Source organism: uncultured Mailhella sp. (genome assembly GCF_947631555.1).
GTDB lineage: Bacteria > Desulfobacterota > Desulfovibrionia > Desulfovibrionales > Desulfovibrionaceae > Mailhella.
This window is the reverse complement of sequence record NZ_CANRLT010000009.1, coordinates 1-12,928: the sequence shown is the minus strand read 5'-3', so window position 1 is coordinate 12,928 and position 12,928 is coordinate 1. Positions and strand designations below refer to the sequence as shown.

11 protein-coding genes are annotated in these 12,928 nt (G+C 56.3%); 9 read left to right on the top strand and 2 right to left on the bottom strand.

All coding sequences use genetic code 11. From position 1 onward, the window contains the following. Positions 1-255: 255 nt before the first annotated feature. Genes Q0Z94_RS02350 through Q0Z94_RS02340 form a run of 3 tightly spaced genes read left to right on the top strand, consistent with a single transcriptional unit; the run spans position 256 to position 2,740 of the window. Complete coding sequence (locus Q0Z94_RS02350) at positions 256-1,341, top strand: hypothetical protein (protein WP_298067330.1); 1,086 nt, start codon at positions 256-258, stop codon at positions 1,339-1,341. 3 nt (positions 1,342-1,344) lie between these two features. After that, the gene (locus Q0Z94_RS02345; RefSeq protein ID WP_298067327.1) at positions 1,345-1,608 is read left to right on the top strand and encodes a hypothetical protein; all 264 of its coding nucleotides are present in this window, start codon (positions 1,345-1,347) and stop codon (positions 1,606-1,608) included. 37 nt (positions 1,609-1,645) lie between these two features. Further along, positions 1,646-2,740 carry a hypothetical protein gene (locus Q0Z94_RS02340; protein WP_298067326.1) on the top strand — a complete coding sequence of 365 codons (1,095 nt, stop codon included), beginning with the start codon at positions 1,646-1,648 and terminating at the stop codon, positions 2,738-2,740. Between the two features lie 373 nt (positions 2,741-3,113). On the opposite strand, the gene Q0Z94_RS02335 is transcribed toward Q0Z94_RS02340, so the two are convergent. Next, positions 3,114-4,631: a sigma 54-interacting transcriptional regulator gene (locus tag Q0Z94_RS02335; protein WP_298067325.1), complete on the bottom strand. Its 1,518-nt coding sequence runs from the start codon at positions 4,629-4,631 to the stop codon at positions 3,114-3,116. Between the two features lie 300 nt (positions 4,632-4,931). On the opposite strand from Q0Z94_RS02335, the gene Q0Z94_RS02330 reads away from it, so the two are divergent. The 6 genes from Q0Z94_RS02330 to Q0Z94_RS02305 all read left to right on the top strand — a co-directional run bounded on the left by Q0Z94_RS02330 (position 4,932) and on the right by Q0Z94_RS02305 (position 11,969). After that, positions 4,932-6,017: a TRAP transporter substrate-binding protein gene (locus tag Q0Z94_RS02330; RefSeq protein ID WP_298067324.1), complete on the top strand. Its 1,086-nt coding sequence runs from the start codon at positions 4,932-4,934 to the stop codon at positions 6,015-6,017. Between the two features lie 98 nt (positions 6,018-6,115). After that, entirely contained in the window at positions 6,116-8,023 is a 1,908-nt protein-coding gene (locus Q0Z94_RS02325) for a TRAP transporter large permease subunit (RefSeq protein WP_298067323.1), read from the top strand. Next, on the top strand, positions 7,963-8,277 hold the full coding sequence (locus Q0Z94_RS02320) for a ferredoxin family protein (protein WP_298067405.1): 315 nt from the start codon (positions 7,963-7,965) through the stop codon (positions 8,275-8,277). The genes Q0Z94_RS02325 and Q0Z94_RS02320 overlap by 61 nt, the downstream gene beginning before the upstream one ends. Before the next feature lie 9 nt (positions 8,278-8,286). After that, the gene (locus Q0Z94_RS02315) at positions 8,287-9,969 is read left to right on the top strand and encodes an FAD-dependent oxidoreductase (protein WP_298067321.1); all 1,683 of its coding nucleotides are present in this window, start codon (positions 8,287-8,289) and stop codon (positions 9,967-9,969) included. 63 nt (positions 9,970-10,032) lie between these two features. Beyond that, complete coding sequence (locus Q0Z94_RS02310; protein ID WP_298067319.1) at positions 10,033-10,281, top strand: ferredoxin family protein; 249 nt, start codon at positions 10,033-10,035, stop codon at positions 10,279-10,281. Next, a complete protein-coding gene (locus Q0Z94_RS02305) occupies positions 10,281-11,969 on the top strand; it encodes an FAD-binding protein (protein WP_298067317.1) in 1,689 nt (562 codons plus the stop codon). The genes Q0Z94_RS02310 and Q0Z94_RS02305 overlap by 1 nt, the downstream gene beginning before the upstream one ends. On the opposite strand, the gene Q0Z94_RS02300 is transcribed toward Q0Z94_RS02305, so the two are convergent. Beyond that, positions 11,914-12,507: a DUF927 domain-containing protein gene (locus tag Q0Z94_RS02300; protein ID WP_298067315.1), complete on the bottom strand. Its 594-nt coding sequence runs from the start codon at positions 12,505-12,507 to the stop codon at positions 11,914-11,916. The genes Q0Z94_RS02305 and Q0Z94_RS02300 overlap by 56 nt on opposite strands. Positions 12,508-12,928: the final 421 nt, after the last annotated feature.

The window sequence follows — 12,928 nt, the reverse complement described above, 5'->3', positions numbered from 1 at the left end:
CTTCTCTGCCGGATATGCACCTGGAAGTTCATCAAAAATTCCTTTGTGGTTTGAGACCTTCCCATCAGGGGGAAAGGAGCTGTTGACAAGCCGGCGAAGCCGATGAAATCTTTTTCCGTAACCCCTCCCTTCAGGGAGGGGCAATCCGTACGCCCCCTATCCGTCGGTTGCGGAGTCAGTCTGCGGATGGGGCGACTGTGGATTGAAACATCTTCCGTGTATCCCCCGGACCCGTAACCCTTATAAGGAGGCAGCATGGCGCAGACAACCGGAGCAGTTCATCAATCCCCGGCGGCAGCCAAACAACGGCTTGCAGACAATTTCCGGCGCAGAGGCATCATCACCGCCGTCATGTCGGGCGTCACTTACGGCAACTACACGGCGTTCATGACCCTGGCCATGTCCGTAGGCATCTGGGTTGGCTGGTACGGGGAAGACTCCGGCCTCACGCCCTTTGCCGTGGCCTTCATGCTGAGCGCTCTCGGCGCGGCCCTGACCGATACCTTCAGCGCTCTGTGGGCCCTGCTTATTGCCGCATGGAAAGGCAAACTCGGAGATTTCGGACGCAGCTTCAAAACGAAGCCCGGCGCCATCCTCGCCTGCGCTGCACTCATCGGCGGCCCCTTCGCCTCCACTTCCTACGTCGTAGGTCTCCAGCAGGCCGGTTCCATCGTTGTGCCCATCAGTGCCCTGTGCCCGGCCATAGGTGCCATTCTCGCCAGAATACTCTTCAAGCAGCCGCTCACTCCCCGCATGGCGCTGGGCATCCTTATCTGCCTTGGCGCCAGCGCGCTCATCGGTATGACCAGTATGAACGGCACGGAAGCCCATCCCCATATGCTGACGGGCCTGTTCTTCGGCTTTGCCGCGGCGCTTGGCTGGGGCATCGAAGGCTGTGTGGGCGGCTACGCCTCTTCCATGATTGACCCTGAAGTCAGCATTGCCATCCGCGAAGTGACCAACGGCTTTTCCAACCTTGTCATCATGGTTCCCATCCTCGCGCTCATCGGCGGAGCTGATGGCTTCCAGATCATCAGCCAGGCGCTGTGCGACTTCGAATCCATCAAATTCTTCATCATCGGCGGCTTTGCCTGTTACTGGGGCTTCATGCTCTGGTACAAGGGCAACGCCATGTGCGGCGCGGCTCTCGGCATGGCCTGCAACGGAATGTTCTCCTTCTGGGGGCCGTTCTTCTGCTGGATCTGGATTGGGCTGGTCTTCGGCATCGACGGCTGGGATATGCCGTTCATCGCCTGGATCGCTGCCCTGCTCATGATCATCGGCATTTTCACCATTGCCACGAATCCACTGGCGTACTTCGCCAGGAAAAAGGGGAACTGAGCCATGATGCCTTTGAACTTCGCCATACTCAAACTCTTCACCGATGGACGGGAGGCCTGCCCGGACGAAGTCATCGAAGCTCTTCGTCCCGTTTACGGCGGCTTCAAGGCTCTCAACAGGAAGGACGTGCTCACCGCTCTCATGACGGCGGAATCCAACGGTCTGCTGGAAGAATCACGTTTCGACCTCGACGATGGCGGGGACGTTCGGCTGTTCTTCCGCGCCAACTCGGACGGCCTGGCCGCCATCAACAGGTACATCCGGTAAAGGCCCAGAATATTCACCCTAAACTCTGGAGGTCTCCATGACGATCAAGAAACTCCTTACGTCTCTGCTCGCTTCCGCGTTCTGCTGCGCACTCATGGCAGGCAGCGCCGGCGCGGCCACCGAACTCAAGCATTGGCCCAAGGAAGCCCGCGCCCAGATCGAGGCCATGATCAAGGCCAACGCCAATCAGGGCCAGTACGCTACGTTTGACATGGACCAGACTACCTATCGTTATGACCTTCTGGATCCACTGCTGGCGTATATGGATCAGAAGGGCCTGCTCACCCGTGATACCATGGATCCGTCCCTGAAGCTCATCCCCTTCAAGGACAGCCCCGACTTCAAGGGCGGCAAGGAAAACATGACCAGTTACTACTGGCGCCTGTGTGAGATGCATGACCTCATCAGCTATCCCTGGGCTTCGCAGATTTTTGCCGGATTCACGCTGACCGAGCTTAAGAAGAACCTCGACGAACTGCTGGCGCTCAAGGAACCCATCGAACGCCAGGTGTGGGACGGCGACAAGGTCGTTACGGTGAAGCTCCCCATCCCGAAGATGTTCACAGGCATGCAGGAACTCTATGCCAAGCTGCGGGAAAACGGCATCGATGTGTACATCATGACCGCTGCGCATGAGGAGATTATCCGCATGATCGCCTGTGATCCCAAGTACGGCTACAACGTCGATCCCGAAAAGGTCATCGGCGTGAACGTGCTGCTCAAGAATCCCAAGACCGGCGAACTCACCAACGCCCGTATGCAGATCAGCGCCGGCAAGTACGACCCCAGGAAGAACATGGAACTCGTAACCACGCCCTTCCTCACCAACCCCATGACCTGGTTTGAGGGCAAGCAGGGATCCACCATCGGCTACATCAACCAGTGGCAGCGTCCCATCATGGCCGGCGGCGACTCCACCGGTTCCGATACCTACATGCTGGAGAGCGTGGATGTGGAGCGCGGCGGCATCAAGCTGTGGATCAACCGTAAGCCCGGCGAGCCCACCAAGGACAAGAAGGCGCTGTGGACCATCGAGCACGCCAAGAAGTCCGCAGAACAGCAGAGTAAGCTGAAGATGCCCGTCACAGCCGACAAGAACTGGATCTTTGTCGATCCTGAAACCATCCAGTAACTCCTCCTCACGAAAACCGCCCGCCGCGAAATGCGGCGGGCGTCGTCTGTGTCCGAACTTCTTACAGTCCTTGGAAAACAGAAGAGAGTGGTCGGCTCGCCAAATATGACTTTTTTATCAAACACTCAAGCCTTTCATGCAGTGCACTCCCTCGCTCTGCACGGTACTTTTTCCGCACAGCTTTAGCTATACCCGTCTGCTCCCTTTGGTGGTCTCTCGGCCTTGCGTCTGTTTCCGCAGTGAAGGCCATCTGGTTCAGCCTGCCTTCCTATCTCCTCCCCCCCCCATTCCGTTGACTTCATGACCTCAGGCGTACTTGTTGAGGTCCTTCTCCGTCTCTGCAAAGTACCTGTATACAGGAGAGAACTGTGCCCTAACTCTGGAGGAGTCCCAGACGCCGCATACGGGTGCGCAGCGTACTATAGTGGATATTCAGCACACTGGTGGCGGAGTTTGTGCCCGTCAGCTTTCCCCCGCAGTGTTCCAGAACTTCGCGGATATAGCGGTCTTCCATTTCGCGCAGTGTAGGCCATCCTTGCTCTCTGCGCAAACCCGCGTCAGGAGTTTTTGCTTTTTCCGGTAAGGGCATGAGTTCAAAATGCAGCCCTCTGTTTCCTGCTTCCAGACCGTACTTCACCAGCGCTCTTTCCACAGTATGTTCCAGCTCGCGCACGTTGCCCGGCCAATCGTACTGAAGCAGCAGGCGCATCTCCTGTTCGGGTATGGAAGGCAGCAAGGACAGTCCGAGCCTGTGCGCTCCGGCACGAACAAAGTACTGAACCAGGACGGGTATATCGTCCAGGCTCTTTCTGAGCGGAGGAATATGGATGGGAAGGACGGAAAGACGATACCACAGGTCGCGTCTGAACCTGCCTTCCGCCACTTTTTGCTGAAGATCGTCATGCGTGGCGGCGATGATGCGCACGTTCACGGGAAAAAAGCGTGTCGAACCAACACGGCAGATCATGCCCGTATCCAGCACACGCAGCAGCCGTACCTGTGAAGCGGGCGACATCTCGCCTATTTCATCCAGAAACAACGTTCCGCCGTCAGCCATTTCAAAATAGCCGGCCTTTGTGCCGGAGGCCCCGGTAAACGCACCCTTTGCATATCCGAACAACTCGCTGTCTATCAGATTTTCCGGTATGGCCCCGCAGTTTATCTTGATGAACGGCTCGTTCCTGCGGGCCGAATTCTGCTGAATGGCATCGGCTACCGCTTCCTTGCCCGTGCCCGTTTCGCCAAGCAGGAGTACGGTGGTATCGGTTCGAGCCACGCTTTCAACTATGCGGCGCACTGCCATCAGACCGGGACGGAGACGCAGCTTATCCATGCCCGTAACCGTCTGCTGGTGGTGCGGTTTTGCCCCGTGCAGCTTCATGTCGGAAAGATTGATGCGCAGTTCCTCGGCCAGAGGTTCCAGCAGACGGGAAAAATCCTCTATGTCGGCGTGTCTGAATTCCCCTACGTCATCCGACCAGAAATTGATAAGAAACACGTTGTCCTTATTGACGAAAAGAGGAAGTCTCAGCAGTGAGGCATGTTGCAGATAGGGCATATCCCGCCAGAGTGGATCGAGTTGTTCCACATTGCACTGGTAGGGGGCGAGGTCGTCGACAATAATCGGTTCCATCGTCTTTTCGCTCATGATCAAGGGCCGCATCTGCGCCGCCCCGGCGAATTTGTTGGAAACACTCACCGTGCTTGTGTCCGCCATATTGATGATATACGAAGCCGTCTTGTCACAATAAAGCGTATTGATACGCACCACGCGCCTTTTGCTTTCCAGAAGGTCGTGCAGATACAGAAGGGCATGTCTGAGACCTCCCATCCGATACATGACCAGGCACGATTTGGCCGTCATTTCAAAAGAAAAATTTTCATCCTGCATGCCTTGTTTCCTCCCCTGCCGTGTTGGAGCCGTCAGACTGAAGGATGGCGTCCCTCCCAATGGCGTCCTTCCCGCAGAGTCTGATTTTTATGCTTAAATTGCTTTGCGTTTTTATAATAACATCATGAAAATCCAGCAACCATCTTTTTTCAAAAAACAAATATTTATGTAAAATTATTTGAAAAATTTTTCTGGCATGATTCTTGCTATTTTATTAACAAATCGTGTGCCTATTCATTTTTTATCACATTCAGGAAACCTGCTCCCGGCAGGTATTCCCAAACGTTCCCGGAGGTCATGATGAACAAGGCTGGTAAATTTCTGCTCTCTGTACTGCTTTGTCTGGGCTTTATGCTGCCCGCAGCCGCTCATGCGGATCCAGAGTATGTGCTGAGCCTCAATCTTCCCATCCCTCCCATCCATACCCGTTGGCAGGGGCCGCTTAAGGCATGGGTGGAGGAAGTGGAGAAACGCAGCGGAGGCCGCCTGAAGATAGAGCCTTATTTCGCTGAAGCCCTCAGCCCGCGTGCCGAAGCCTTTGAATCGGTGAAGTCCGGCATAGCGGACATCACCGAATGCGCCTACGAAGCCAACTTCGGCCAATTCCCCTTTCACGAGGGCATTCTTTCCATTTCTTCGCCTGAACTCTATCTCGCGGATGGCACGGCACTGGTCAAAGGTATGTATGCGGTCTATCCTCAGGTCCTCAGGGAGCTTGAAGGCGTAAAGCTGCTCTTCACCCATGCCAGCGGTTCCTTGACCATCGGCACGACCAATAAGCCCATACGCACCCTCGAAGACCTCAAGGGACTGAAAATCAACGCCAACAGTGCCATGATCGCCGAACGCCTGAAAAGGCTCGGCGTTACCGTGGTCTCTCTCTCCCTCTCCGATCTCTATTCAGCCATGGAGCAGGGGGTTATCGAAGGCACAACGCTTGCACCCGAACTTTTGGTTTCCCGTCGCTACGGTGACTGCCTGAAATACCTCACGGATCTTTCCGTACAGAATACCCTGTTCTACGTCGTTATCAATGAGGACGTATACAACGGTCTGCCCGAGGATCTGCGCAAAATTCTGGATGAAGTGTCCGGCGATTTTGCTGACAGGGCTTTCATGAAGTATTGGGAGGCGGCGGATACCGACGCCATCAAGAAATGGAGAGCGGACATGGGAGGCAAGGAATTTATCCTGCTCTCCGATGCCGACTATGCCAAGGCCCGCGAACTCATGCAGCCTCCGGTCGATGCATGGTTCGACTCCCTGACGCAGAAAGGGCTTCCCGGTGCGGACATGAAGAAAACCTTCTACGAGCTGGAACACAAACTCGGCATCCCGTGGAAGGATTCGCTCATTCAAAAAACCTGGCTTGAGACTCTGAAATAGTCTCTCTCTTCGGCCGGCTTTCCGGTTCGTTTCCACGGGCCGGAAAGCCCCTGTCCGTTTTCTCCTCCTCCAGCCCTTCCATTTACCGGGAGCCTTTCATGTCCCTGACCACGGAACCCCGCGATTACCCGACGTTGCAGCGCATTTGCTCTGCAAGCGCGTTTATTGAAAAGCCTCTGCGCTGGTGCGGCAATCTCGGCATCTTCTTTCTGTTTCTCATGGTTCTCGTCACCTTTGTCGATGTGTTTCTCCGCTACTTCTTCGGCCACCCGCTGGACGGCACCGTGGAGCTTACCGGACTCATGATGGCCATGATCGTCTTTTCGTACACGGGCTATGCCCAGTACACGAAAACCCATATCAGCATGGACATCCTTACCGGCAAGCTCCGCACCGATACGCGGGCAGCCTTCGAATTTGCCACCACCGTGTGGTCGATGTTCACCATCGGTATGTGCATCTATGCCATGACCCGCTATGGCATGAGTAATCAGAAGGCGACGCCGATTCTCAGTCTTCCCCTGCGTCCCTTCATCTATCTTGGCGTAGCGGGCGTAGCGCTCCTGTTTCTCGCACTGGCACGGGATACTCTCGTGTCCCTGCTCGCCCTGCTGCGTCAGGCAGACTGGAGGAAAATCGCGTTCGGGCTCGGACTCGCCGTTGTTCCTCTGTGTCTTGCATGGTGGCTCGGAACGCATCGCATTGTAGGGCTGAACAGTTTGTATGTCGGCATTGCCGGCATTGTCTTTCTGTTCACCCTTTTCTTCCTGGGGATGCCCATAGGCTTTGCACTCATGGCCACAGGTCTGCTTTTCGTTTGTGTACTCCGCGGGCAGGCTGCGGGCATCAATATGTTCGGCAACTCGTGGTTCAACACGGTTTCCAACTATACCTGGGCGCCGCTCATGTCCTTCATGCTCATGGGATACGCCTGCTACTACAGCAGATTCGGCGAAGATCTCTACCGGCTGGGAACCGCATGGATAGGCCACATGCGCGGAGGACTCGCCATAGGAACGGTCGCGGCCTGCACGTTGTTCGGGGCCGTGGTAGGCGATACGCTTTCAGGTACCATCGCCATGTCCGCCATAGCCCTGCCGGAAATGCGCAAAGCCCGCTACGACGACAAACTCGCACTCGGCACTCTGTCCTGCTCCGGCACCATCGGTTCTCTGATTCCGCCGTCCACCACGTTTATTCTTTATGGGGTACTTGCGGAGCAGTCCATCGGCGACCTGTTCATGGCCGGTATCTTCCCCGGAGTTCTGTGCATGCTCTGCTTCATGACCATCATCTGGTTCATGGTACTGAAAAATCCTGACCTCGCGCCCAGACGGGAAAAGGCTCCCATCGCCGAAAGGCTCTCCACCCTTAAGGGAGGATTGCCCATCGTGCTTCTGTTCATTCTGGTCATCGGCGGCATCTACGGCGGACTGTTCACTGCCACGGAAGGAGGCGCCATCGGCGCCGCCGGTACGCTCATTCTTGGCGTGCTCATGGGGCGTCTGAAGTGGAGCACGTTCCGCAAGTCCATGGAAGAATCCAGCCGGTTCACGGCCATGTGCTTCACGTTGCTCGGCGGCGCGACCATTCTGGGCTATTTCATGACCATGTCCCGTATGCCTACCATGCTTGCCGGCTCCATCGCTTCGCTGGGGGTGGCTCCCATGATTATCATGCTTGTCATCATTCTCGTCATGTGTATTCTGGGCTGCTTCCTTCCGGCCATCCCGCTCATCCTTATCACCGTCCCCATCTTCCTGCCCATCGCCAAAAGTTTCCATTGGGATCTGGTATGGTTCGGCGTCATTTTCGCCATCCTGAACAACATGGCTTCCATAACGCCGCCCTTCGGCATCAACCTGTTCGTCATGAAGGGTATCGCAGACGTGCCTCTTGGCCTGGTTTTTCGTGCAGCCACGCCTTTTGTTCTCGCACTGTTCTTCTGCCTCGGGCTTATCATCGCCTTCCCGCCCATCTCGCTTTTTATTCCCAGCCTCATGTAGGCAAAACGCACAAGGAGAAGTCTATGCCCCCATTCATCCATGCTGATCGCTGTACCCATTGCGGCATGTGTGCAACCATATGCCCCATGAATCTCTTCAAACAGGAAAAAGGCCAGGTTCCTCAGGTCGCCTATCCCGAAGAATGCTGGCACTGCAATGCCTGTGTCCTTGACTGTCCGGTCAAAGCCGTGGAACTGCGCCTTCCCCTCAACTATATGGTGCTGCATGTCGATGCAGACACCCTGCACGAATAGGAGACTGCCATGCTGAAATTCAACGATCCCATTTCCACAGACGTCCTGATCGTGGGAGGCGGCATCGGCGGCCTCTGCGCAGCCATCGCTTCAGCCCGTGCGGGCGCCTCCACGCTCGTTGCCGAAAAAGCCGATACCCGCCGTTCCGGTTCCGGAGCCACAGGGAATGACCATTTCACCTGCTATTATCCCAAGGCCCACGGCGAAAACGTGGACGTCATCCTCAAGGAATTGCTGAACAGTCTGCTTGGCCCCTGGCACGATGCGAAACTGTCCCGCCGTTTTCTGCTGGAATCCATCCATATGGTGGATCGCTGGCACGAATGGGGCATCAATATGAAGCCCTTCGGAGACGACTATGAATTCATGGGGCACGCTTTCCCTGGGCGGCCCCGCATCTTCCTGAAATACGACGGCCACAACCAGAAGCAGGTACTCACCCGCCAGGCGAAGAAAGAAGGAGTGAAGATACTCAATCATCACCCGGTCATCGACCTTGTCAAGGCGGACGGGGAAATCGCGGGGGCACTCACGCTGGACGTTACGGGAGACGTCCCCTCCTTCACGCTCATCCGGGCGAAAAAGGTCATCCTTTCCACGGGAACGGCCAACCGGCTGTATCCTGCCGCCGGCTCTCCGGGCTGGCCTTTCAACACCGCGTTCTGTCCCTCCTGTGCGGGAGCGGCGCAGGCTCAGGCATGGCGCATCGGTGCAAAGATGGTGAACATGGAACTGCCCAACCGCCACGCCGGACCGAAGTTCTTCGCCCGCGCCGGAAAGTCCACATGGATCGGCGTCTACAAGTATCCTGACGGCAAGCTGCTCGGCCCCTTTGTGGACAAGGCCACCCGTTATGTGGGCGACATCACCTGCGATGTCTGGAATTCCGCCTACACAGATGTGCTGCTCAACGGCAGCGGCCCGGCCTATATCGACTGCACGAAAACCGGTCCCGAAGATCTCGCCTTCATGAAGGAAGGCATGATCAGTGAAGGGTTGACCGCACTGGTTGACTACATGGAGCGCACTGGTCTGGACGTTTCCAGGCACGCTGTGGAGTTTATGCAGTACGAACCGCACCTCATCGGACGCGGTCTTGAAATCGACATCGACGGGCAGACTTCCGTCCCCGGGCTGTACGCCGCGGGCGATATGGTGGGCAACTTCCGGGCCGACATCGCCGGAGCCGCCGTCTATGGCTGGATAGCCGGCGGACATGCGGGCACAGCAGCCTCGTCCTGCGGATTCAAGGACGTGGAGCATTCACCCTGGGTTGAGGAACGCGCAGCCTTATACAGCAGTTTGTTTGAACGCGACCATGGTGCAGCCTGGAAGGAAGCCAACCTTGCGCTTCAGCAAATCATGGATTCCTATGCCGCTGCCGGGCCGCACCGCCTGCGTTCGGCCACACTGCTCACCGCCGGTCTGAAATATATGGCCGACCTGCGCAAAAACGCCCTCTCTGAAATCGCTGTTCCCGATGCTCACAGCCTCATGCGCGCCATTGAAACACTCGACCTCATGGACAACGGTGAAATCATCATGCACGCGGCGCTGGAACGCAAGGAAACCCGTGGAATGCACATGCGTTCCGACTACACGTTCACCAATCCCCTGCTGGCGGACAAGTTCCTGAACGTCTGGCAGGAAGACGGCCGGGTCTGTAAGCAATGGCGTCAACGCTGGAACTGACGGCCAGAGGCCCTGCTCTGTGCAGGGCCGCCTTTTTTCTTTTCACAGGCACAGGAGAAAATCATGCCCCCTATCATTGACCGCAACAAATGCGTGGGCTGCGGAACCTGCGTGGACATCTGCAACTCCAATATCTTTGTGTTCGACCGCTCTGTGGATACTGTACCACGGGTCAAATTTCCCGATGAGTGCTGGCACTGCGATTCCTGCGTGATCGACTGTCCAAAGGGAGCCGTCACCCTTCGTATACCTCTGGCGTATATGCTCCTGCACGTTGACGCCGACACACTCAAGCCACGGGAGGCAAAGTAATGCTCTCTATTTCCAGGACTCTCGAAGCTGACGTCGTTATTGTAGGCGGCGGTATAGGCGGTCCCATGGCAGCCATTGCCGCCAGCGAAGCCGGTGCAAAACGTGTACTCGTGCTGGAGAAATGCCACGTAAGGCGTTCCGGCTCGGGAGCCACGGGCAACGATCACTTCTCCTGCTACTGCCCTGAAGTACACGGCAGCGATGTCGAACCGGTACTCAATGCGCTCATGAACAGTCTTGTCGGGCAGGCCAAGGATGTGGATCTCATGCGCCTGCATCTTCTGGAAAGTTTCGACATCGTAAAAAAATGGGAGGAATGGGGCATCAACATGCGCCCTCTGGGACATTGGAACTTCGAAGGGCACGCCCTTCCCGGCAAGCCCCGTGCGTTCCTGAAATTCGACGGTCGCAAACAGAAAGCCGTCCTCGCCGAACAGATGAAAAAACACGGTGTCACCGTCCTCAATCACCATCCTGTGGTAGAACTCGCCAAGGAAAACGGCCGTGTCTGCGGCGTCCTTGCCATTGATGCCACAAAGACGGAACCTTCCTTTGTTCTCGTCAAGACTCCCTGTGTCATCCTGTCCACAGGGCTGACCCATCGCCTGTATGTTAACGGTTCCACTCCCAACTATCTGTTCAATACGGCTCACTGTCCCAACAATGCCGGAGGACAGGCCCTGGGCTGGCGTATCGGCGCGAGCATGGTGAACATGGAGATACCCTACACCCATGCGGGCACCAAATATATACAGCGTGCAGGCAAGGCCACATGGATCGGCGTTTACCGCTATCCCGACGGCCGTCCGCTCGGACCTTTTGTCACCAAACCCGATCCTGAATACGGCGACGTGACTTCCGACATCTGGAACTCTGCGTTCATCGATGTCATGCAGAACGGCCGCGGACCAGCCTATCTCGACTGCTCGGAAAATACTCCGGAAACGCTGGCCTATATGCGCAAGGCCATGTTCGATGAGGGACTTTCCGCACTCATCGCCTACATGGACGACAAGGGTATCGATCCAGCGAAGCACGCCGTGGAGTTTACCCGTTTCGAACCCATCCTGCACGGCCGCGGCCTTGACGTGGACAAGGATGGTCTGACCTCCGTGCCCGGACTTTATGCTGCTGGCGATATGGTAGGCAACGCAGGATGCGGACTCGGTCTCGCAGCATGGATGGGCTGGCGCGCAGGACGCGCCGCAGCAGCCTCTGCGGCCCTTGTGCCCGAGGCAGCCGGAAACCTTGCAGACCATCCTGTCATCAGGGCCAAGATGGAGCTGCTTTCTTCCTTTATGGAACGCACGGAAGGCGCTTCCTGGCAGGAGGCCAACATCGCCCTTACGCAGATCATGAGTGACTACGCCAACGTAGGCCCCTACAAGGTGCGCTCCGAGAGCCTTCTCAATACGGGGCTGACCTATCTTGCTCAGCTGCGCGAAGAGACGAAGAACAACCTGAAGACCTCCTGTTCGCATACGCTCATGCGAGCGGCAGAGGTTCTCGACCTTTTCGACTGCGCGGAATGTATCATGCGTTCGGCACTGGAACGCAAGGAAACCAGAGGCAGCCACAAACGCTCCGACTTTACCTTTACCAATCCCCTGTTGGCGGAAAAAATGCTGGATATTACCAGAAAGGATGATGGTACCATCGTAACGTCATGGCGTAATACCAGGGTATAAGAGGAGAATGACTGCACCATAGCCGCGTCCGGAACAAGAAGGCCGGACGCGGCTGTCTTTGTTTCGACGCCAAGTGCCCGGAAACGCTACATCTGGAAAGAAAGAGCAAGCACCAGGATTGGGATTTGCGAAGATTGCCTTCGCGGCTGGAGCGTCCCTTGCCCTGACCGTTGGCCAGCATGTAGGCGCATTCGGCCAGGATGCGCCCGTTGACCTGTCCGACTTCATCCAGAACCAGCACATTGTCGTTGTGCAGGATAGCGATGTTCTCAAGGCCGTTGTCCGTGGCGCGCCAGCTTCGGATGCGTTCCGGGCCGCCCCAGACGGACGCGGCAATCTGAAGGGCCGTTGTCTTGCCCGATGACGAAGCTCCCTCGAAGCTGAAACCTCCGCCTTCCAGACCGGCCAGACGCAGCAGAGGCCCGGCGAAGGCCGCGCACAGGGCGAAGCTCAAACGGGAATGGCCGATGGAGAGTGCGGCTATCTCCTTCCAGCCGTCCAGGGTTCCGGCGGTGCGGTACAGATCGCCGTGATGCACGGATTAATGTCATCCGGCAGAGTAACAGCGGCAAAATGCGTTGTCTGCACCGGTGTCAAAGCTTCGGTTAATCCCGCAACTGTATCATATTTCACGCGGCCTGTGATGCGGGCATAGCGCGTCACCTGTCCGCGCAGGAGCATGGGCTTATGGGCTGTTTCGTGGTGGCCGAGACGCTCCGAGTGCTGAACGAGCAACAAAAAACCAAAAAAAATCCACCTCCATCCATTTGAATTCAAAGAAGATTTGTAGTCTGTTGGTATTTCGCCGTGCCAAAATGGTGCCATGGTATTGGTATCTGCAAATCTACCAACAATTTTTGTGGGTGTCCACGTGGGTATTTGTTTGAGAGTATCACTTTAATAATGATAAAAGTTCTTCGATCTTGCCGTTAACGCGAAATCGCTGAAACAACGCCAGA

Bases quoted from the DNA above. Each gene is read 5' to 3' on its own strand.
- Q0Z94_RS02350 (WP_298067330.1), top strand. From the start codon at position 256: ATGGCGCAGACAACCGGAGCAGTTCATCAATCCCCGGCGGCAGCCAAA.
- Q0Z94_RS02345 (WP_298067327.1), top strand. From the start codon at position 1,345: ATGATGCCTTTGAACTTCGCCATACTCAAACTCTTCACCGATGGACGG.
- Q0Z94_RS02340 (WP_298067326.1), top strand. From the start codon at position 1,646: ATGACGATCAAGAAACTCCTTACGTCTCTGCTCGCTTCCGCGTTCTGC.
- Q0Z94_RS02335 (WP_298067325.1), bottom strand. From the start codon at position 4,631: ATGCAGGATGAAAATTTTTCTTTTGAAATGACGGCCAAATCGTGCCTG.
- Q0Z94_RS02330 (WP_298067324.1), top strand. From the start codon at position 4,932: ATGAACAAGGCTGGTAAATTTCTGCTCTCTGTACTGCTTTGTCTGGGC.
- Q0Z94_RS02325 (WP_298067323.1), top strand. From the start codon at position 6,116: ATGTCCCTGACCACGGAACCCCGCGATTACCCGACGTTGCAGCGCATT.
- Q0Z94_RS02315 (WP_298067321.1), top strand. From the start codon at position 8,287: ATGCTGAAATTCAACGATCCCATTTCCACAGACGTCCTGATCGTGGGA.
- Q0Z94_RS02310 (WP_298067319.1), top strand. From the start codon at position 10,033: ATGCCCCCTATCATTGACCGCAACAAATGCGTGGGCTGCGGAACCTGC.
- Q0Z94_RS02305 (WP_298067317.1), top strand. From the start codon at position 10,281: ATGCTCTCTATTTCCAGGACTCTCGAAGCTGACGTCGTTATTGTAGGC.